Genomic DNA, 20492 nt, shown 5'->3' with positions numbered 1-20492 from the left:
GCGTCGGGCCGGCGGATCGAAACTCCCCGGCCCGACACACTTTTTGGCGGACGCCCCGCAATGCGATACGCTTGGCCCCGCCCGATCGGCCGCCTTCACCGGCGCCGTTCGAGAACTATCCCGCCCTCGTAGCTCAGGGGATAGAGCGTCTGCCTCCGGAGCAGAAGGCCGCAGGTTCGAATCCTGCCGAGGGCACTCCACTCACAACGGCTCATGCTCACAGAGAACATGAGCCGTTGTTCGTTTTGTCGTGTTTTGTGGGGGTGCAACCCCCACAGCCCGCCCGGCGGGCGTTGCCCCAGGACCCCAACCGTGGTGGCTGGGTTGGCCGGGGGGAGCGAGCATGAACCAGTGCTTGCTTCGTCGAACTGCTACCCCACACACCGTTCGGCGCACTTCAAACCGTCCTGGCCAGGTTGGACGCAAAGCGCGCGCCAGTGCTCACGGCGTAGTGCTTCGTCGGAGCGCAGCCCCTCACATGCCGCCAGGCAGGCGTTGCCCTGAACCACCAACCGTGCTGGCCGGGTTGGACGGAGACGCTGCGTCGTGCCTCGTCGGGATGCAACCCGCACGCACCGGCCGGGGGATGTTGCTTCGGGACCCCCAACCGGTGACCGCGCGGCGGCCCGGATCACCGGCAGATTCACGCTGCCCCTCCCGGGTGAGACCCGGATACCGATACGCACACCACCGAAAACCCACGGAAGTAAGACGGGAAATGGAAGGTCTGCTCGGCGGAGTCGGGTAAGGACTGACGTAACCTCGTCGGATGACCTGCTGCGGACCGTCGCGCCGGACCTTCCTCAGCGCCATCGGGCTGGCCACGCTAGCGAGCCTCGCGAAGCCGAGTTCGGTTCGAGCCCAACCGAATCCGCTCTTCGCAACCGATCTGGAGGTCGTCACGGTCACCGACCGATCGGTGATTCTCACCTGGACGACGGTGGCCCCGGATTCGAACGGTCGACTGCTGCCGGTCGACACTGACGCCGAAGTGCGCCTCGGTCCGGCCGATTCCGCGCTGACCACCGTCTATGCCGATGACGAGCACACCCCGTTCCACTATGCGGAGATCGACGGCCTCGAACCGGGTCGCTCCTACCGATTCGAGGCATGGTCGAACGGCGTCCGCGCCATACCCACCCTCTCACTGACCACCAGCACCCCCGGAAGTCCGGAATCCACCGGCGAATTCACCACCCTGGCGCCGCCGCCGGGCCGCCCACTGCGCACCATCGCACTCGCCAATGACGTGCACTACGGCGAGCAGGTCAGCGGCCTGATCGTCGATAACCTGCCGCCGGGTTTCCGGCAGGAGCCCGGTCTGCCGCCCTATCCGGAGGTAATGCTGGCCGCCCTGCTCGATGATCTGCATCGCCCCGACCGCGCCGCCGATATCCTGCTCATCGCGGGCGATCTCACCGCCGAGGCGAAGCCGGAGGAATCGCGCTCGGTTCGTCGGCACCTGGACTCCTGGGGCGCACAGGGCCGCGACTACCTCGCCGTGCGCGGCAATCACGACCGCCCGCACATCGGTTCGGAATATCAGGGCTGCATCCCGGCACCCGCCGATCATCACGATTGCTGGGCCGAGGAATTCCATCCGCGCCAGCAGCTGATCGAGCACGAGTCGGGCGGCCTGCGGCTGCTCGGTCTGGACACCAGCCAACTCGACGGTTCAGGCGGCAGCATCGAACGCCCGCAATTCGACCAGCTCGGCGAACTGCTGCACGCGGATCCCGACCGCCCGACGCTGGTCTTCGGACATCACCCGGTGACCGTCGAATCCGGTCTGACCAATACCGCCGGACCGGGTTTCGTCCTCGATCGCGGTGACAGCATCGAACTCCAGACGCTCTACGAACGCGCCCCCGGCGTATTCCTGCAGCACAGTGGCCACACCCACCGCAACCGTCGCACTCGGCCCGATACCAGCTGTTCGGTGGAATTCTTGGAGGTGGCCGCGGTCAAGGAGTATCCGGGCGGCTACAGCCTGCTGCGCCTGTACGAGGGCGGATACATGATCAACTTCTACAAGACCCGCACCGCCGCCGCCCGCAGCTGGAGCGCGACCACAAGAGGTGAGTACTTCGGCCTGCTGCCGGATTACACGCTCGGTACCTTCACCGACCGCAATCACGTTGTGCTGCGGGACTTCTCGGGCCTGTCCTGATGGGCGAGCACACTCACGTCCGCCGCGGCCGGACCGATACCAACGCCGCACTTCGGACGCGGTATCTTGCTTAGGTAAGCCTCATCATATGAAGTGAACCCTTGCACGTGTCGGAAGGACTCGAACATGTCGATCAGATGGAAAGCGATTTCCGCGGCGCTGGCCGTCGCTGTCGCGGGGCTCGGCGTCACGGCCTGTTCGAATTCCTCGGACGACAAGAACGAGATCACCGTCTACAACGCCCAGCACGAATCCCTGACCAAGGAATGGGTGGACGCGTTCACCAAGGAGACCGGCATCAAGGTCACGTTGCGCCAGGGCGGTGACACCGCACTGGGCAACCAGCTGGTCGCCGAGGGCGCGGCCTCCCCCGCCGATGTCTTCCTCACCGAGAACTCCCCCGCGATGGCGCTGGTGGAAAACGCCGGACTGTTCGCCGACGTCGATAAGAAGACGCTGGACCAGGTGCCAGCGCAGTTCCGCCCGTCCACCGGGAAGTGGACCGGAATCGCCGCCCGCTCAACGGCTTTCGTCTACAACAAAGACAAGATCGCGGCCGGCCAGCTGCCGGCTTCGCTGCTCGATCTGGCGCAGCCGCAGTGGAAGGGCCGCTGGGGCGCCGGTGTTTCCGGCGCCGACTTCCAGGCCATTGTGGCGGCCCTGCTCGCGCTCCAGGGTGAGGACGCGACCAAGGCGTGGCTCAAGGGCATGAAGGACAATGCCACCGCATTCCCGAACAATGTCGCCACCATGAAGGCGGTCGACTCCGGTCAGCCCGACGGCGGCGTGATCTACCACTACTACTGGTACCGCGATCAGGCCAATACCAAGGAGAGCAGCAGCCACACCGCGCTGCACTACTTCAAGAACCAGGATCCGGGCGCCTTCGTTTCGGTTTCCGGTGGCGGCGTGCTGAAGTCGAGCAAGAAGCAGGAGTCGGCGCAGCGGTTCCTGGCCTTCATCACCTCCAAGACCGGACAGGAGATCCTGCGCGACGGCACCTCGCTGGAGTACCCGGTCGCCAGTGATGTCGCGGCCAATCCGGCCCTGCCGCCGCTGGCCTCGCTGCAGGCGCCGGCCGTCGATCCGAGCAAGCTCGATGCCAAGAAGGTGACGGCGCTGATGACCGAGGCGGGTCTGCTCTAGTCATGGCCGTCCGGACCGCTGTCGCCGCATCCAGGGTCGGAAGACCCGGACCACTCGTCACGACCGTCGCGCTGCTATTGGTGGCGGCGACGTTCGTGCCGCTCGGCTACATCGTGTCCACCGTCTTCTCCACCGGCCTGCACGAGGCGGCGGACCTGGTATTCCGCCCGAGAGTCGGTGACCTACTGCGCAATACGGCCGGGCTGGTGGTCATCACCGTCCCGATCTGCGTGGTACTCGGGGTCGGGCTGGCCTGGGTGGTAGAGCGGACGAATGTGCCGGGTGCGATGTGGTGGGGGCCGGTATTCGCGGCACCGCTCGCCGTGCCCGCGTTCGTGAACAGCTACGGCTGGGTGAGTGTCGTCCCGACCATGCACGGACTGTGGGCGGGTGTGGTGATCTCCACCATGTCATATTTCCCGCTGGTGTATCTGCCCGCGGCGGCGACACTGCGCCGGCTCGACCCGGCGGTGGAGGAATCGGCGCGTGCGCTGGGTTCCGGTCCGATCGCGGTCTTCACCCGAATCATCCTGCCGCAGTTGCGATTGGCGATTCTCGGCGGTGGACTGCTCATTTCGCTGCATCTGCTCGCCGAATACGGCGCATTCGTGATGATCCGCTTCGACACCTTCACGACCGCGATCTTCGAGCAGTACCAATCCAGCTTCGCCGGACCGGCGGGCAGCATGTTGGCGGGTGTGCTGGTGCTGTGCTGTCTGGTGCTGCTCGCGACCGAGGCGGGGGTGCGCGGTAAGGCGCGTTACGCCAGGATCGGCAGCGGTGCGCCTCGGGCGGCCACCCGGGTCGCGTTGGGGCCCAGCACGATTCCGGTTCTGCTCGCCTTGGCCGCGGTGGTCGCTGGCGCGATCGGCGTGCCGCTGTGGACCATCGTGCGCTGGCTACGCATCGGCGGTGCGCGGGTCTGGGATTTCACCGAAATCGGCACGGCGCTCGGGCAGACCATCGCGCTCGCGGCGATGGCCGCGCTGCTCACCACGCTGTGCGCGTTCCCGGTGGCCTGGATCGCGGTGCGCTCCACCTCGGCCTTCGCCCGAATTGTGGAGGGCGCCAACTACATTACGAGTTCACTGCCCGGCATCGTGATCGCGCTGGCCATGGTGACGGTCACGATTCGGTGGGCGCCGCCGCTCTATCAGACGGTGACCATGGTCGTGGCGGCCTATGTGTTGATGTTTCTACCGCGGGCGCTGGTCAGCGTGCGGGCCGGATTGGCGCAGGTGCCGGTCGGGCTGGAGGAAGTGTCGCGCTCGCTCGGTCAATCGGGTCCGGTCACCTTCCTGCGCGTCACGTTGCGCTTGACCGCGCCCGCCGCGGCCTCCGCAGCCGCGCTGGTATTCGTCGCGGTCGCGACCGAATTGACCGCAACACTGCTGTTGGCGCCCAGCGGAACGCGCACGCTGGCGATGCGCTTCTGGTCGCTGTCGGGCGAATTGGACTACGCCGCGGCCGCACCCTACGCGCTCATCATGATCGTCGCGGCGGTGCCGGTGACGTATCTGCTGTTCACCCAATCCAGGAAGGCGGCCGGGTTATGAGTCGGCTTGTCGTGGCGGACGTTTCGAAGACATTCGGCCAGCACCAAGTCCTCGGCGGGATCAGTCTCGAAGTGCCGAACGGTAGTTCGACCGCGGTGGTCGGCTCGTCGGGCTGCGGTAAGACCACACTGCTGCGGGTGATCGCCGGATTCGAGACTCCGGACGCGGGTTCGGTCGCCATCGGCACGGAAACCGTGACCCGTGATCGGTTTTCGGTGCCACCGCAGCGACGCAATGTCGGTTACGTCGCGCAAGACGGTGCGCTGTTTCCGCATCTGACCGTCGGCCAGAATATCGCCTACGGCCTGCACAGTGGATTCAGCGGGCTGCGACGCGGCCGGAATCGGGTGAATGAACTGCTGGAGATGGTCTCGCTCGATCCGTCCTATGCCGACCGACGCCCCCATCAACTCTCCGGCGGCCAGCAGCAGCGCGTCGCGCTCGCACGTGCTCTTGCCCGCAAACCGCGGTTGATGCTGCTGGACGAGCCGTTCAGCGCACTCGATGCCGGATTGCGGGCCACGACCAGGCAGGCCGTGGCCGAGACGCTGCGTGCCGCGGGCATGACCAGCATCCTGGTCACCCACGACCAAGAGGAGGCGCTCGGCTTCGCCGAACAGGTCGCGGTCATGCGCGAGGGGGTATTCACCCAGGTCGGCACGCCGGAAGAGGTCTACGCCGCGCCCATAGATCTGTTCACCGCCAAATTCCTCGGTGATTGTGTGCTGCTCGATGCCGTGGTCGAGGGCGATGTGGCCAAATGCGCGCTCGGCCGGGTGCCGGTGCAGATGTCCGCGCTGACCGGACCGTCGACCATCATGATTCGTCCGGAACAGCTTGTTGCGCAGGTAGTTTCGGATAGCGAACCGAATAGTGGAGTCGTGCGCGAGGTGGAGTTCCGCGGGGCCGATGTGATGCTGACGATCGCGTTGGGCGGCGATGTCGATCCGGTGCGAGTGCGCCGGGCCAGCGTCGCGGCGCCGGCCACGGGCGATCGCGTCCAGCTCGAAGTGCTCGGTAAGGCTGTGGCCTTCGAAGCGGCGTGAACCACGGATACCCGGCCCGGCGGTGGCGTATCGCCGGGCCGGGCACCCATGGAGCGCCTCCTTATCGGAGCGAGCGGCGGGAATTGAACCCGCGTAAACGGCTTTGCAGACCGTTGCCTAAACCACTCAGCCACGCCCGCCTCGCGATGAATATTGCTGTCGCCGCATCGAATTGCCCATGGTTGCACTCAATGTGATCCGAACCGATGACGCCGGAACCTCGGCCACCGGTCCAGAATGCGACTTACGGCGCTCACCGATCGGGAGAAGATCCGCAGCGGCGGGTGAACATGGAATGATCGAGGTCATGTCGCGGCCACGTCCACTTCCGCTTGATCCGATCGAGGAAGCCCATCGTCAATGGGTCGGCCACGGCTGGGGCGATGTCGCCGACGGCATGGCGGCGGTGACTTCACTGGTACGGGCCCAGCAAATCGTGATGGCCCGGGTCGACGAGGCTCTCAAACCGACCGGCCTGACATTCTCTCGATATGAACTCCTCAGGCTTCTTGCTTTCAGCAAGACGGGCGGACTCCCGATGGCGAAGGCCAGTGCGCGACTACAGGTGCACCCGACCAGCGTGACGAATACCGTCGATCGACTCGAGGCCGCGAAGCTCGTCGAGCGGGTGCCGCACCCCAGCGATCGGCGTGCCACGCTGATCGAAATCACCTCCGCTGGAAGGGAATTGGTCGCCATGGCGACCGAGGAACTGAACGCGAAGGTCTTCGCGGTTCCCGGTCTTCCGCCGGATCGGCTGCATACCCTGCTACAGCTGCTCGCGGAATTCCGCCATGCCGCAGGTGACTTCGACACCGGCGATGAACCGGCCCGATGGTTGGCGCATGAGCAGTAGCGAAACATCCTAACCGGTCGGTCTTTACGCTAACGCGGACGACTGCCCGATAACGGTCTGGCATCCAACTAGCGAATTCCCCGCCCGGTCGCCTTGGCAGCGGACCCGAAAGGGTCCACCATGGACTTCATGGTGCTGGTCCTGGGTGTATCGGCGGGCGCGGGTGGTGCTCGCGCGATGCTGACGCATTCCGATCAGCCGCATCTCCCGCCGATTGATCGATGCCAGGTGCCGCGTCGGGCAGGTGGTGGGGTCGAGGAACCGGTCTTCGAAGCGATCCGTCAGATGCGCGCGGCTGCCGACCAGCGCGACGAGCTGATCACCAGAACCGCCGTGACCTGTCGCTGCCCTATGCACGCCGACGCCATCCGCACCACCGCGGGCCGCACCCGGCTCACCATCATCGACGAACCGCTGGCCCAGCTGCGCTACCTGCGCTTCACCGGCCGCCTGCCCATCACCGGCTCGGTAATCCTCTACGACCTCGGCAGCTCCGGCCTGACCGTCACCCACGCCGACTGCCGCACCGACACCATCCTGTCCAGTAAACGCAGCACCGTACTCGGCGGTGACGGCTACGACGCACTGCTGCGTTGGCAATTGGCCCGCGGCGGCGTACTCACCGACAAACTGACCAGCCGCAAGCACCGCGAAGAACTCAGCAGCGCACGGGTAATCACCGCCATGGACAGCAGTTCCGACGGGCGTGCCGTGGTCACCCGCAGCGACCTCGCCGAACTGTGCGCCGCGGGCATCCATCACTCCGCATCTTTCGTCCGCCAACTGATCGAGAAAACCGGCGTCCAACCGGAAGCCCTGGTCTTGCTCGGCGGTTGCACCCGCAACCCCGATATCCGCGAAGAACTGTCCAAAATGATCGAACTCCCCGTCGTCTACGACGAGGAGCCCGAATACGTTTCGGCCCGCGGCGCGGTTCTGCTCGCCGCGGAACGCCCCACCGGCCATGTGCGCATGGCACGCCTACGCAGCGGAGCATCGACCGATTCCTTGGTGCCGACCACCACCGGCCGCCGCAAACTCATTGCCGCCGTTGCGGTTACGATCGCCTTGGGCGCAACCATCGCCGGACTGCTCGCCGTGGACCACAGCGCCGCCCAATCACCGGGTGGTGTGCACGCTCCCACTCCCGTCGAAGTCGCGGGCATCCCAGCAACATCGTTCAACTGAACCGCCAACCGTCAGCACTCACGACCGGGCGGCGCCACACTCCCGCATATCCAGTGTGCATTGCGCATAACTGTTGCCGAATTGACGCGATTTCGGCCGTGACGCAAGTCATGGATCTATGTGGACGGCTGCGCAATCATGCTCGCCGCTAGGTGATTTGGTCTGCCGCTGTGACGGCGCTGTTCGCGCTGTCGGGCATTCTGGTGATCGTCGTCGGATTTTTCATGGTCGGCGCGAATGTGGAAGTCGGGCTGGCGCACGCGAATACACCGGTGCCCGGCCGAGATTCACTCGGCCGGGCACCGTGTTTGTTCGAATACCAGCGCTGGGCGCGTCAGTGGTTGGTGAACTTCGCCGGACGCTTCTCGACGAAGGCACTCATACCTTCCTTCTGATCGTCGATTGCGAAGAGCGAGTGGAAGACTCGGCGTTCGAAGCGCAGGCCTTCGGTGAGGGTGGTTTCAAAGGACCGGTTCACGGCTTCCTTGGCGATCATGGTGACCGGCAGCGACATCGAGGCGATCGTTTCGGCCACCTCGAGTGCGGTGTCGAGCAGTTCGGCGGCGGGCACGATGCGGGACACGAGGCCAGCGCGCTCGGCCTCATCGGCACCCATATTGCGGCCGGTGAGCACCAGATCCATGGCCTTGGCCTTGCCGATGGCGCGGGTCAGGCGCTGCGAGCCGCCGATACCCGGAATGACACCGAGCTTGATTTCCGGCTGACCGAATTTCGCGTTATCGGCGGCGAGCAGAATGTCGCAGATCATGGCCAGCTCGCAGCCACCGCCGAGGGCATAACCGGCGACGGCGGCGATGGTCGGCTTGCGGAACTGCGCCAGCCGGTCCCAGCGGGCGAAGTAGTCGTTCATGAACATGTCCATGTACGACTTGGGCTGCATCTCCTTGATATCGGCACCGGCCGCGAAGGCCCGTTCCGAACCGGTGATGACGATCGCTCCGATCGCGTCATCGTGCTCGAGTTCGTCGAGCGCGGCGATGACATCGTCGAGGACCTGCGCATTCAGCGCATTCAGCGCCTTCGGGCGGTTCAGCGTGATCCAGCCGACCCGCCCCTTGCGCTCCAACAGAATCGTCTCGAAGTCGGGCCCTCCCCTCACCCGGCCGCTACCCTGCACGGAATCGCTTTGCGATGCGTCCATCTTCAGGCACCCTCTACGTCAGATCGGCTACGGATATCGGTGACGATAGCGGAGAAGTCCTTACCCGCCTGCGATTGGTTGAACCGGGTGTAGATCTCGGCGGCGAGCAGGCCGAGTTGGCCGTCGACGTCGTTATCGCGCAGGGCGTTCGCGGCCAGGCCCAGGTCCTTGGTCATCAACGCGGTGGCGAAACCGGGCTGGTAGTCGTTGTTGGCCGGGCTGGTCGGCACGGGTCCGGGGACTGGACAGTAGCTGGTCAGCGCCCAGCTCTGGCCGGATGCGGTCGAGACCACATCGAAGAACGACTGGTGGCTCAGGCCCAGTTTCTCGCCGAGCACCAGGGCCTCGGACAGGCCGATCATCGAGATGCCGAGCAGCATGTTGTTGCAGATCTTCGCGGCTTGGCCGACGCCGGTGCCACCGCAGTGCACAACCTTGCCGCCCATCACTTGGAGCACATCGAGCGCGTCGGCGAAGTCGGCCGCATCGCCGCCGACCATGAAGGTCAGCGTGCCCGCGGCAGCGCCCGCGACACCACCGGAGACCGGGGCGTCCACTGCGCGATGACCCGCATCGATGGCGCGGGCCGCGGCCGTCTTGGCGTCGGCGACATCGATGGTGGAGCAGTCGATGAACAGCGTGCCCGGATTCGCGGCGGGGAGCAGTTCGGCGTAGACGTCGAGAACCAGCTTGCCATTGGGCAGCATGGTGATCACGACATCGCGGCCCGCGGCGGCCGCTGCGGCCGAATCCACCACGGTGGCACCGTCTTTGCGGGCCTGCTCCTGTGCGGCGGGGACCGGATCGAAGGCGAGCACGTCATAGCCTGCCTCGACCAAGTTCGCGGCCATCGGCCCGCCCATATGGCCGAGGCCGAGGAAACCGATCTTCTTCGTCACTTGCCTGCCTCCAAACCCAGTTCCTTATCGCCCAATTCGACGAAGTACTCATCGACCTGCGCCGCGGTGACATCGGCGAGCGTCGCCGGCGACCACTGCGGGTTGCGGTCCTTATCGATCACCTGCGCGCGGATGCCTTCGACCAGATCGTGCGAGGCCAACGCTGCGATGGACACGCGATACTCCTCGTTGAGCACCGCCTCGAGACTCTTCGCGGCCCGAGCCGCACGCAGCGAACGCAACGTCACCTTCAGTGCCACCGGCGATTTGCCGAGCAGTTCGGTCGCGGCCTCGGCGGCCTCCGGCGAACCGTGCGTCCGCAGCCGATCGACGATCTCTTCGACGGTATCGGCGCGGTAGCAGGCATCGATCCAGTCCCGCTGGGCGAGGAGTTCGGATTCCGGTGCGTCCGTGGCGAATTTGGCGATGGCGATCTCGGCGGTCTCGGTCCGCAGCGTTTCCAGCAGCGCTGGAATATGCTCCGAGGCCACGTAGTAATCGGCGAAACCCGTGGCAATGGCGTCCCCGGCGCGCATTCGCGCGGTGGTCAGTGCGACGTGGGTACCGATTTCGCCCGGCGTACGAGCGAGCAGGTAGGTGCCGCCGACATCGGGAATGAAGCCGATGCCGACCTCCGGCATGCCGATCTTGGAGCGCTCGGTGACGATCCGATGGCTGCCGTGGCCGGAAAGACCGACTCCGCCGCCCATCACAATGCCGTCCATGACAACGACATACGGCTTCGGATAGCGGCCGATCAGGGCGTTCAGAATGTACTCGTCGCGCCAGAAGACACCGGTGGCCGAATCCGCGTTGGCGGCGCCGGCCGCCGCGGAACGATCGCGCAATGCGACCGCGTCGTTGTGGATGGCGACGATGTCGCCGCCCGCGCAGAGCCCACGCTCCCCCGCGCCGGTGACGACGACGGTGCGCACCTCGTCGTCATCGGCCCACACTTGCAGTGCGGCGGAAATGGCAAGGGCCATAGGATGATTCAGCGCATTGATGGCCTTGGGCCGGTTCAGCGTGATAAGACCGAGTCCGTCCCGCTTATCGATGAGAACTTCGGGTTCGGTCATGCTGCTCCTACCACCGAGCGGGCGACGACCACCCGCATGATTTCGTTGGTGCCCTCCAGAATCTGGTGCACTCGCAGATCGCGGACGATCTTCTCCACGCCGTATTCGGCCAGGTATCCGTAACCGCCGTGCATCTGCAGCGCCTTGTTCGCCACTTCGAATCCGGCGTCGGTCGTGAAGCGCTTTGCCATGGCGCACAACTCGACCTTGTCGTCGGCGTCGGCATCCAATGCGGCCGCGGCCCGCCACAGCAGGGTCCGCGCTGCCTCCAGCGCGGTACGCATATCCGCGAGCTCGAATTGCAATGCCGGGTTGTCCAGCAGCCGGGCATTGAACGCCTTGCGCTGGGCCAGGTACGCCACGGATTTTTCGAGCGCCGCCTGGCCGCCGCCCAGCGAGCAGGCGGCGATATTGAGTCGACCGCCATTGAGCCCGTTCATGGCGATGCGGAAGCCATTGCCCTCGACGCCGAGCATATTGGCGGCAGGCACCCTGACGTTGTCCAGAATCACCTGACGCGTGGGCTGGGCATTCCAACCCATCTTCTTCTCATTGGCGCCGAAGGAAATTCCCGGGGTTTCGGCTGGAACGATGAAAGCCGAAATCCCGCGCGCACCCGCATCGCCGGTGCGCGCCATGATGACGTACACATCCGTGCTACCCGCACCGGAGATGAATTGCTTTACCCCGGTGAGCAAGTAATCGTCACCGTCGCGAACCGCCTTGGTACTCAAGGCCGCCGCATCCGATCCGACACCCGGCTCGGTGAGCGCATAACTGCCGAGCCATTCCATCGAGGCCAGCCGGGGCAGCCAATGGTTGCGCTGCTCGGCATTGCCGTAGTTATCGATCATCCACGAAACCATGTTGTGGATGGAGATATACGCCGCGATGGCGGGGCAGCCGGTGGCCAGTGCTTCGAAGATGCGCACGGCATCGAGCCTGCGCAGTCCGGAACCGCCGACATCCTCGCCGACGTAGATCCCGCCCATGCCGAGCGAACCCGCCTTGCGCAGCACATCCACTGGAAAGTGCTTCTGCTCATCCCATTCCAGGGCGTTCGGGGCTAGGTATTCGTCGGCGAAGTCGCGCGCCATTTCGGCAATGGCGCGCTCGTCGTCATTCAGTGCGAACACGATCGTCGACCTCCCGTCGGTGGGTTCTCAGTCCATCGTCGGAATGACGAAGTGGTTGCTGTCCTTCAGCCCGGATGGCCAGCGCTGGGTAACGGTCTTGGTCTTGGTGTAGAAGCGAATCGAATCCGGACCGTGCTGATTCAGATCGCCGAATCCGGAACGCTTCCAACCGCCGAAGGTGTGGTACGCGATCGGCACCGGAATCGGCACATTGATCCCGACCATGCCGACCTGCACCCGGGCGGCGAAATCCCGTGCGGTATCGCCGTCGCGGGTGAAGATCGCTACGCCGTTGCCGTATTCGTGCTCGTTGGGCAGGGCCAGCGCCTCGTCGTAATCCTTGGCCCGCACGATCGACAGCACCGGGCCGAAGATCTCCTCTTTGTAGATCCGCATTTCCGGGGTGACTTTGTCGAAAAGCGTTGCACCGGTGAAGTACCCGCCCTCGGCGCCGTCGACCGCGAGGCCACGGCCGTCGATCACCAGCTCGGCCCCCTCATCGACACCGATCTGGACGTAGTTCTCGACTCGGCCGAGCGCGTCCTTGGTGACCAGCGGGCCGAAATCGGCACCGGCATCGTCGGAGCGTCCGACATTCAGCTTGTCGATCCGCTCGATCAGCTTCTCGCGCAGGCGATCCGCGGTCTCCGTACCGACCGGGACGGCGACCGAGATGGCCATACAGCGCTCACCCGCCGAGCCGTAGCCCGCGCCGATGAGCTGGTCGGCGACATCGTCGAGGTCGGCGTCCGGCATGACGATCGCATGGTTCTTGGCACCGCCGAAGCATTGCGCACGTTTGCCATTCGCGGTCGCGGTCTCGTAGATGTACTGCGCGATCGGGGTGGAACCGACGAAGCCGACGGCCTTGATGGTCGGCGAATTCAGGATCGCGTCGACCGCTTCCTTATCGCCGTTGACCACGTTGAATACGCCCGCGGGTAGACCTGCTTCGCGGAACAGCTCGGCCAGCCGCAGCGGCACCGAAGGATCGCGCTCGGATGGCTTGAGCACGAAGGCATTTCCGCATGCCAATGCCGGACCGGCCTTCCACAGCGGGATCATGGCCGGGAAGTTGAACGGGGTAATGCCCGCAACCACACCGAGCGGCTGGCGCATGGAGTATACGTCGATGCCGGTGCCCGCGCTCTCGGTGTACTCACCCTTGAGCAGATGCGGAATACCCGCTGCGAATTCGATGACCTCGATACCGCGCTGGATATCCCCCTTGGCGTCGGCAATGGTCTTACCGTGCTCGGCAGACAGCAGGGCCGCAAGGGAATCCATCTCGTCCTGCACCAGGGTCAGGAACTTCATCAGCACGCGGGCCCGCTTCTGCGGATTGAACGCGGCCCACACCCGCTGCGCCTCGGCCGCATTCGCGATGACGGCATCGACCTCGGCTCTACTCGCCAGCGGCACTCGCGCCTGTACCTGGCCGGTATTCGGGTCGAAGACATCGCCGAAGTTGCCCGAGGTCCCGGCGACGTGCTGTCCGCCGATGTAGTGAGTGAGTTCGCGAACCATGCCAGTCCTGTTCTCGTAGTAGACACCGCGCCATATGCGATCTACGGTCATCCTATAGTTGGATGTCCAAGTAAATATAGACGGTGTGACTTATCCCACGGCAACTACCGAGCGAACTACCTTCGCCGGCAGTCTCATCGAGCGGCCGGATCGACAGGTCAGGCGGACGACCTCGACGACCGGTTCCGCCACAGCGCCGGGATGCGCGAGTGTGGCGATCCCTTGGCCCGCTCGATGATTCGGCCCCACCATGCGACAAACTCACGGGTCAGCAGACCCCGACAACCGGCCATCGATGCGGGGCGCATCCATCTGGCGCTGTGACTGCCATCACCGTAAGATTAGTATGACGTCCTAGTATCGGGCGCCAAACAGGATCTCCATCGGAGGACCCCGTGGCCGACAGCACCGCGCTCTACACGCCCACTCATCCCGTCCGATTCGTGACCTCGGCCGCGCTCTTCGACGGGCACGACGCGGCGATCAACATCATGCGGCGGATCCTGCAGGCGCAGGGCGCCGAGGTCATTCACCTCGGGCACAATCGCGCGGTCAGCGAGGTTGTGGATGCGGTGCTCACCGAGGATGCCCAGGGCGTCGCGGTGAGTTCGTATCAGGGCGGACATGTCGAGTACTTCGAATACCTCGCGGACGCACTGAAGAAGGCCGGTGCCGACCATGTCCGGATCTTCGGTGGTGGCGGTGGGGTGATCGTCGCCGAGGAAATCGCGCGCCTCGCCGAATCCGGGGTGACCATCTTCTCCCCCGAGGACGGCCAGCGACTCGGCCTGCCCGGCATGATCAATCAGCTGATCCGCACCTGCGATTTCGATCTCGCCGCCGAGCCGCCGGTGCTGAGCGCGGTACTCGCCGGTGAGCGGGCCGCGCTCGCCCGCGCGATCACCTGTCTGCAGCAGGACACACTGTCGGAGTCCGATCGACAGACCCTGGCGTCGGCCGCTGCCGCGCGCATGGTGCCGGTACTCGGCATCACCGGCACCGGCGGTTCCGGAAAGTCCTCGCTCACCGATGAATTGGTGCGCCGGCTGCGTTCGGATCAGCAGGACAAGTTGCGCGTCGCGATTCTCGCGGTCGATCCGACCCGGCGACGCGGCGGCGGCGCACTACTCGGCGACCGCATCCGGATGAACGCTCTCGACGGCGAGCACATCTTCTTCCGCTCCCTGGCCACTCGCGGCGGACACGAACTGCCGCGGAATATCGACGCCATCGTGACCGCCTGCAAGGCAGCGGGATACGACCTGGTGATTCTGGAAACCCCTGGCATCGGCCAGGGCGATGCCGCCGTCACCGACCACGTCGACGTATCGATGTATGTGATGACACCGGAATTCGGCGCCGCCTCCCAGCTGGAAAAGATCGACATGCTGGATTACGCGGATGTGGTGGCGATCAATAAGTTCGAGCGCCGAGGCGCGGAAGACGCGCTGCGTGATGTCGCACGCCAGCTGATTCGCAATCGCGAGGAGTTCACCAAGGCGCCCGAGGAAATGTCGGTATTCGGAACCAGCGCGGCCACTTTCAACGACGACGGGGTGACGGCGCTCTACCAGCACCTCACCGGATTGCTCGCTGAGCGCGGTCTGCACATGGAGCCCGGCGTACTTCCGAAGGTGGACACCCGCTCCTCCACCAGGTTCGCCCAGATCATCCCACCTGCCCGGGTGCGCTATCTCGCCGAGATCGCCGAAACGGTCCGCGACTACCACGCCGATACCGCCACGCAAATCGTTGCGGCACAACGTTTGCAGCGGCTCGAACAGGTGGCGGCCGAGTTGCCCGATGACACCGCGGTCGCCGATCTCGCCGAAAAAGCCCGCGCCGCATTGCATGCCGACAATGCCGAACTGCTCGCGGGTTGGCCCGCACTGGCCGAATCTTATCGGGGCGAGGAGCAGGTGGTTCGGGTTCGTCATCGCGAGATCCACACCCCGCTGCGCCGGGAGACACCGTCCGGCAATTCGATTCCGCGCGTCGCGCTGCCACGCTGCACCGATCACGGTGAGCTGCTGCGATTCCTGCGCTCGGAGAATCTGCCCGGACGGTTCCCGTTCACCGCGGGCGTCTTTGCGTTCAAGCGCGATAACGAGGATCCGGCGCGAATGTTCGCCGGTGAGGGCGATCCGTTCCGAACCAACCAGCGCTTCAAGGTGCTCAGCGAACATGCCGATGCGACACGACTTTCCACCGCGTTCGATTCGGTGACGCTCTACGGTCACGATCCCGCCGAACGCCCGGATATCTACGGCAAGGTCGGTACCTCCGGCGTCTCGATCGCCTCGCTCGACGATATGAAGGCGCTCTACGACGGCTTCGACTTGACCGCGCCGACCACCTCGGTATCGATGACGATCAACGGCCCAGCCCCCACCATCCTGGCCTATTTCCTCAATACCGCCATCGACCAAGCGCTGGAACGCTTCTCGGCTGCCGAGGGCCGCGAGCCCACCGCCGAGGAGGTCTCGGATATCACGGCGCGCACCCTGGCGACCGTGCGCGGCACCGTTCAGGCCGACATCCTCAAGGAGGATCAGGGCCAGAACACCTGCATCTTCTCTACCGAATTCAGTCTGCGCATGATGGCCGATATCCAGGAATGGTTCGTGCGCAACGACGTTCGCAACTTCTACTCGGTCTCGATTTCCGGCTATCACATCGCCGAGGCGGGCGCGAATCCGATCAGCCAGCTGGCCTTCACCCTCGCCAATGGATTCACCTACGTCGAGGCATATCTCGCCCGGGGCATGCGGATCGACGATTTCGCGCCGAACCTGTCGTTCTTCTTCTCCAACGGCATGGATCCGGAGTATTCGGTGATCGGCCGGGTAGCACGGCGCATCTGGGCCATCACCATGCGAGATCGCTACGGCGCCAATGAGCGTTCGCAGAAGTTGAAGTACCACGTACAGACCTCGGGCCGGTCGCTGCACGCACAGGAGATGAGCTTCAACGACATTCGCACCACCCTGCAGGCGCTCACCGCCATCTATGACAACTGCAACAGCCTGCACACCAATGCCTATGACGAGGCAGTGACCACCCCCACCGAGGAATCGGTGCGCCGGGCGCTGGCCATTCAGCTCATCATCAACCGCGAGTGGGGCGTCGCGATGAACGAGAATCCGCTCCAGGGTAGCTTTCTCATCGATGAGCTCACCGATCTCGTGGAGGAGGCCGTGCTCACCGAATTCGAGCGCATCAGCGAGCGCGGCGGGGTCCTCGGCGCCATGGAGACCGGGTATCAGCGGGGCAAGATCCAAGACGAATCCATGCGTTACGAGCACCGCAAACACGATGGTTCGCTGCCGATCATCGGCGTCAATACCTTCCGCAACCCACACGGCGAACCGCATCGGGTCATCGAACTGGCCCGCGGCACCGAGGCCGAGAAGCAGTCACAGCTGCAGCGCGTGCGCCAATTCCAGAACAACCATCGCGATTCCGCACATGCCGCGCTCGCCCGCTTGGACGCGGTGGCCCGCACCGATGACAACATCTTCGAGGTGCTGATGGACGCCGCCCGGGTCTGCACGCTGCAACAGATCACCGACACCTTCTTCACCGTCGGCGGCCAGTACCGCCGCAACGTGTGAAATAGGTTGGGCCGTCAGAAGATTCGCACCTCCGGAATCGAATCCAGCTGACGTGCCCACCCCGGGTACTTCGCCACCTTGGCCGCATGCAGCGCCATGATCTTGTCGCGCAGTTCGGGATCCGGCTCATCCGATACATCAGGTCCGATGGCGATCTTCTGGAAGTGCGGGATGATCTGCGGGTCACCGGCCAGGTGGACCGGATCGTGCATATAGCGCTCCAGCGCCGCCAGATCCTCGATGCCGACGCAATAGGCGTGAGTCAGCCCTTCGCTCGCGTCGCCGAGGTTGCGGCCGACGGTTGCGAAGGACACCGATTCGACCGATGCGGTGCGCTTCATCAACGCGAGTACCTCGGCCTTCTGCGCCTCGGTCGTCTCTTCGCGGAACCCGAAGCGCAACAGATGAACGATCATGGATACCTCCCTGTTTTGAACCTGCCAGTTCAATCTAGATAACTGACTGGTAGGTGCACAAGAGTGAACCCATCAGTTCATTCAGGCGTTAATATGCAGGGGTGACGGGTACAACGACGGCGCGCGGCCGCATCGATAAGCGGCAGGCGATCCTGGACGTCGCATTCACCGTCTTCGCGCGACGCGGCTACGACAAGGCCTGTGTGCAGGAGATCGCGGACGAGGCGGGCGTCGCCAAACCGACGGTCTACAACCACCTCAATGACAAGCAGACCCTCTTCCGGCACGCCGTTTTGGCCGCCGCCGATGCCGTGGCCGCCGAGACCCTCACGATCGTCGATCGCCTCCGCGAGCCCGGCGACGATCTGTCTGTCGCCCTCACCACGATGGCGCGCGCACTGCTCGCGGAATGCGCCGGCGAGCGCGCCCGTTCGCTACGCGCACTGACCTACGCGCAACTCGCGGCGTTCCCGGACCTGGCCGATACTGTGCTGGAGCGGACCTCGCGGCGAGTAGCCGAGGCGCTGGCCGATCGGCTCGCGCGACTCGCCCTTTCGGGTCGGCTACAGACCGCCGATCCGGCGCAGGCCGCCGAACAACTGCTCGCCCTGCTCACCGCGCCGCTGGAGGCACGGTCCCGGCTCGGCACCCGCGAGGTGAGCGATGCCGAGCAGCGCGATATCGCCGATGCGGCGGTGCGGACGTTCCTGTCCGCATACGGTTCCCACTGATTCCGAACGCACCCGCCCGCGCGCGTGTGACAATCGCGAAGTCAGGGCCTTCGGCGTGGTTGGGATGGCGGTCATGGATCTCTCGGATATCCGGATTATCGACAGCCATATTCATCAATGGGATCCGTTCCGCACACCGCGCGAATTCAGCCGGACCGCGAAGTTGCTCCGGATGCTGCCCATTCCGATCGATCTGGCCAAGCGGGTGGCACCGCGCCGGGACCGGGAATTCGTCGGGGATCCGACCGCGTATGCGAATCCATATCTGCCCGCGAATTACCGCGCGGACGCCGATGGCGTCCCGATCGAGTCGATCGTGCATATCGAGGTCGGCTGGACCGGAAAGGGGACGCTGGCCGCGGCCGATGAAACGAAGTGGGTGGCCGAGCTGCCATTCACCGGCGACCATCCGGCACTCGGCGCAATCATCGGGAGTGCCGATCCGGCGGCACCGGATTTCACGGTGCTGCTCGATGCCCATATGGCCGCATCGCCACTGCTGCGCGGCATTCGCGCGCATGTCGCGCACCATCCGGATCCGTATGTCCGGCCCTATACCGACCGCGAGAGCGCACTCACCACCGAGGAATTCCTGGATGGCTTCGCGGCATTGGCCGAGCGCGGGCTCTCCTTCGAGGCCTGGGCGTATTCACATGCGCTACCCGATGTGACGGCACTGGCCGAGCGCTTTCCGGAAGTCCCGATTGTGCTCGACCATCTCGCCACACCCGCGGGGATTTTCGGCCCGGTCGGCAAACGCACCGGAACGAATCCGAGTCTGCGCCGGGAACTTTTCGTCCGCTGGCGCGACGATCTCACCGCGCTCGCCGAAAACCCCAATGTGGTGGCGAAAGTCAGTGGTTTGATGATGCCGATCCTCGGCCACCCGGTACCGCCACGCGGCACGTCGACACCGATTCCAGTACTGCTGGATCGAATTCGCCCGCTCGTCGAGCACGCCTTCGATGTCTTCGGCGCGGACCGGCTCCTATGGGGCTCCAATTTCCCAGTGGACAAACCGATTACGACCATTGCCGACAGCGCCGAGATCGTCGCCACGGCAATTACCGAGCACGGCGGCGGCCACAAGGAGCTGGAGCAGATCTTCCGAACCAATGCCCAACGAACCTACCGAATCGAATAACACCGGGCTACGCGGCGCGGTAGGCATTTCGATCCGTAGCGATCAGGCTATGAAGGCTTCGGTGATTTGGCGGGTCAGGGTTTCGCGGGCGGTGGCCAGGGATGGGCCGTACCAGGTGAGGCTGCGGCCTTCGATCAAAGCGACCGGCAGGCCCGGGAAGGCATCGGGGCCATCGGATCTGGTGAATTCGTAGGGTTCGTCGGGGAGCAGAACGAGTTCGACATCGCGAGTCAGCTCGTTCTCGGAGACATGCGGATAGCGCTCGGTGCGGTCGGCGTGCACGAGTCGGAGGCCGAGGCGGGCCGCCAGGTCACCGGTGAAGGTGTTGTGGCCGACCACCATCCAGGGGTTGCGCCAGATGGGGATGACGGTATTGCGCGGCGGCTCGGGAGTTGATGCGGCCCAGGATATTTCGGCCTCGACAAGCCAATCCGGCACCGAACCGTTCAGGGCTTCGGTGAAAAGTCGACGCAGCGAAGTGAAGCCTTCGTCCAATGTTTCGATTCTGGTGACCCACACCGGGATTTCCGCATCCCGCAGCCGCTCCACATCGATGCGGCGATTCTCTTCCTGATTGCACAGCACCAGATCCGGTGCGAGCTCGATGATTCGGCGCACATTCGGATTCTTGGTGCCGCGCACCCGCTCGACGTCCAGCTCTGCGGGATGTGTACACCAATCCGTCGCCGCGACAATGACTTCGGGACGACTCACCGCGACGGCCTCGGTCAGCGACGGCACCAGCGACACCACCCGACGCACCGGGCGGTCGAGATACACGGCTGCCCCCAGATCGTCGGTCATCACAGCACCCGACGATCG

At 64.8% G+C, this 20492-nt stretch carries 16 protein-coding genes and 2 tRNA genes; 10 read left to right on the top strand and 8 right to left on the bottom strand.

The window, feature by feature from the left end; translation table 11 throughout:
- Nucleotides 1–122: 122 nt before the first annotated feature.
- From AB0L63_RS28830 to AB0L63_RS28810, 5 genes are all read left to right on the top strand, one after another.
- Nucleotides 123–195, top strand: a tRNA-Arg gene (locus tag AB0L63_RS28830).
- Nucleotides 196–769: 574 nt separating this feature from the next.
- A complete protein-coding gene (locus tag AB0L63_RS28825) occupies nucleotides 770–2170 on the top strand; it encodes a metallophosphoesterase (protein WP_364506997.1) in 1401 nt (466 codons plus the stop codon).
- A gap of 126 nt (nucleotides 2171–2296) precedes the next feature.
- Nucleotides 2297–3316, top strand: a complete 1020-nt coding sequence (locus AB0L63_RS28820; protein ID WP_364506994.1) for an iron ABC transporter substrate-binding protein — start codon at nucleotides 2297–2299, stop codon at nucleotides 3314–3316.
- 2 nt (nucleotides 3317–3318) lie between these two features.
- Entirely contained in the window at nucleotides 3319–4872 is a 1554-nt protein-coding gene (locus AB0L63_RS28815) for an iron ABC transporter permease (protein ID WP_364506991.1), read from the top strand.
- The gene (locus AB0L63_RS28810; RefSeq protein WP_364506988.1) at nucleotides 4869–5918 is read left to right on the top strand and encodes an ABC transporter ATP-binding protein; all 1050 of its coding nucleotides are present in this window, start codon (nucleotides 4869–4871) and stop codon (nucleotides 5916–5918) included. The genes AB0L63_RS28815 and AB0L63_RS28810 overlap by 4 nt, the downstream gene beginning before the upstream one ends.
- Nucleotides 5919–5986: 68 nt before the next feature.
- Here the strand turns inward: AB0L63_RS28810 and AB0L63_RS28805 are convergent.
- Nucleotides 5987–6058, bottom strand: a tRNA-Cys gene (locus AB0L63_RS28805).
- Nucleotides 6059–6225: 167 nt separating this feature from the next.
- On the opposite strand from AB0L63_RS28805, the gene AB0L63_RS28800 reads away from it, so the two are divergent.
- Both AB0L63_RS28800 and AB0L63_RS28795 read left to right on the top strand, forming a co-directional pair.
- Nucleotides 6226–6774, top strand: a complete 549-nt coding sequence (locus tag AB0L63_RS28800) for a MarR family transcriptional regulator (RefSeq protein ID WP_364506986.1) — start codon at nucleotides 6226–6228, stop codon at nucleotides 6772–6774.
- A gap of 120 nt (nucleotides 6775–6894) precedes the next feature.
- The gene (locus AB0L63_RS28795) at nucleotides 6895–7962 is read left to right on the top strand and encodes an Hsp70 family protein (RefSeq protein WP_364506983.1); all 1068 of its coding nucleotides are present in this window, start codon (nucleotides 6895–6897) and stop codon (nucleotides 7960–7962) included.
- A gap of 334 nt (nucleotides 7963–8296) precedes the next feature.
- Here AB0L63_RS28795 and AB0L63_RS28790 read toward each other — a convergent pair whose 3' ends face one another.
- From AB0L63_RS28790 to AB0L63_RS28770, 5 genes are read right to left on the bottom strand one after another with little or no spacing between them, the layout of a single operon-like run.
- Nucleotides 8297–9124 carry an enoyl-CoA hydratase gene (locus AB0L63_RS28790; protein WP_364506980.1) on the bottom strand — a complete coding sequence of 276 codons (828 nt, stop codon included), beginning with the start codon at nucleotides 9122–9124 and terminating at the stop codon, nucleotides 8297–8299.
- A 2-nt stretch (nucleotides 9125–9126) separates the two neighbouring features.
- Entirely contained in the window at nucleotides 9127–10023 is an 897-nt protein-coding gene (gene mmsB / locus AB0L63_RS28785; protein ID WP_364506977.1) for a 3-hydroxyisobutyrate dehydrogenase, read from the bottom strand.
- Complete coding sequence (locus AB0L63_RS28780) at nucleotides 10020–11102, bottom strand: enoyl-CoA hydratase/isomerase family protein (RefSeq protein ID WP_364506974.1); 1083 nt, start codon at nucleotides 11100–11102, stop codon at nucleotides 10020–10022. The genes mmsB and AB0L63_RS28780 overlap by 4 nt, the downstream gene beginning before the upstream one ends.
- Nucleotides 11099–12238, bottom strand: a complete 1140-nt coding sequence (locus tag AB0L63_RS28775; RefSeq protein WP_364506971.1) for an acyl-CoA dehydrogenase family protein — start codon at nucleotides 12236–12238, stop codon at nucleotides 11099–11101. Before AB0L63_RS28775 ends, AB0L63_RS28780 begins: the two co-directional genes overlap by 4 nt.
- A gap of 27 nt (nucleotides 12239–12265) precedes the next feature.
- Complete coding sequence (locus AB0L63_RS28770; protein ID WP_364507061.1) at nucleotides 12266–13765, bottom strand: CoA-acylating methylmalonate-semialdehyde dehydrogenase; 1500 nt, start codon at nucleotides 13763–13765, stop codon at nucleotides 12266–12268.
- Between the two features lie 395 nt (nucleotides 13766–14160).
- Here AB0L63_RS28770 and icmF point away from each other — a divergent pair, with 395 nt between their 5' ends.
- A complete protein-coding gene (icmF, locus tag AB0L63_RS28765; RefSeq protein WP_364506969.1) occupies nucleotides 14161–17379 on the top strand; it encodes a fused isobutyryl-CoA mutase/GTPase IcmF in 3219 nt (1072 codons plus the stop codon).
- 14 nt (nucleotides 17380–17393) lie between these two features.
- On the opposite strand, the gene AB0L63_RS28760 is transcribed toward icmF, so the two are convergent.
- Nucleotides 17394–17795: a Dabb family protein gene (locus AB0L63_RS28760; protein ID WP_364506966.1), complete on the bottom strand. Its 402-nt coding sequence runs from the start codon at nucleotides 17793–17795 to the stop codon at nucleotides 17394–17396.
- 101 nt (nucleotides 17796–17896) lie between these two features.
- On the opposite strand from AB0L63_RS28760, the gene AB0L63_RS28755 reads away from it, so the two are divergent.
- Nucleotides 17897–18526: a TetR/AcrR family transcriptional regulator gene (locus tag AB0L63_RS28755; protein ID WP_364506963.1), complete on the top strand. Its 630-nt coding sequence runs from the start codon at nucleotides 17897–17899 to the stop codon at nucleotides 18524–18526.
- Nucleotides 18527–18599: 73 nt separating this feature from the next.
- Nucleotides 18600–19670, top strand: a complete 1071-nt coding sequence (locus tag AB0L63_RS28750) for an amidohydrolase family protein (RefSeq protein WP_364506960.1) — start codon at nucleotides 18600–18602, stop codon at nucleotides 19668–19670.
- Nucleotides 19671–19712: 42 nt separating this feature from the next.
- Here AB0L63_RS28750 and AB0L63_RS28745 read toward each other — a convergent pair whose 3' ends face one another.
- A complete protein-coding gene (locus AB0L63_RS28745; RefSeq protein ID WP_364506957.1) occupies nucleotides 19713–20474 on the bottom strand; it encodes a helical backbone metal receptor in 762 nt (253 codons plus the stop codon).
- Between the last annotated feature and the right edge of the window lie 18 nt (nucleotides 20475–20492).

The organism is Nocardia sp. NPDC051990 (assembly GCF_040680755.1).
Taxonomy (GTDB): domain Bacteria; phylum Actinomycetota; class Actinomycetes; order Mycobacteriales; family Mycobacteriaceae; genus Nocardia.
Note: the sequence above shows the minus strand (reverse complement) of the source record. Positions and strands in the feature narration are given on the sequence as shown.

Bases quoted from the DNA above. Each gene is read 5' to 3' on its own strand.
- AB0L63_RS28810 (WP_364506988.1), top strand. From the start codon at position 4,869: ATGAGTCGGCTTGTCGTGGCGGACGTTTCGAAGACATTCGGCCAGCAC.
- AB0L63_RS28780 (WP_364506974.1), bottom strand. From the start codon at position 11,102: ATGACCGAACCCGAAGTTCTCATCGATAAGCGGGACGGACTCGGTCTT.
- AB0L63_RS28760 (WP_364506966.1), bottom strand. From the start codon at position 17,795: ATGATCGTTCATCTGTTGCGCTTCGGGTTCCGCGAAGAGACGACCGAG.
- AB0L63_RS28795 (WP_364506983.1), top strand. From the start codon at position 6,895: ATGGACTTCATGGTGCTGGTCCTGGGTGTATCGGCGGGCGCGGGTGGT.
- AB0L63_RS28790 (WP_364506980.1), bottom strand. From the start codon at position 9,124: ATGGACGCATCGCAAAGCGATTCCGTGCAGGGTAGCGGCCGGGTGAGG.
- AB0L63_RS28800 (WP_364506986.1), top strand. From the start codon at position 6,226: ATGTCGCGGCCACGTCCACTTCCGCTTGATCCGATCGAGGAAGCCCAT.
- AB0L63_RS28820 (WP_364506994.1), top strand. From the start codon at position 2,297: ATGTCGATCAGATGGAAAGCGATTTCCGCGGCGCTGGCCGTCGCTGTC.
- AB0L63_RS28745 (WP_364506957.1), bottom strand. From the start codon at position 20,474: ATGACCGACGATCTGGGGGCAGCCGTGTATCTCGACCGCCCGGTGCGT.
- AB0L63_RS28770 (WP_364507061.1), bottom strand. From the start codon at position 13,765: ATGGTTCGCGAACTCACTCACTACATCGGCGGACAGCACGTCGCCGGG.
- AB0L63_RS28750 (WP_364506960.1), top strand. From the start codon at position 18,600: ATGGATCTCTCGGATATCCGGATTATCGACAGCCATATTCATCAATGG.
- AB0L63_RS28815 (WP_364506991.1), top strand. From the start codon at position 3,319: ATGGCCGTCCGGACCGCTGTCGCCGCATCCAGGGTCGGAAGACCCGGA.
- AB0L63_RS28825 (WP_364506997.1), top strand. From the start codon at position 770: ATGACCTGCTGCGGACCGTCGCGCCGGACCTTCCTCAGCGCCATCGGG.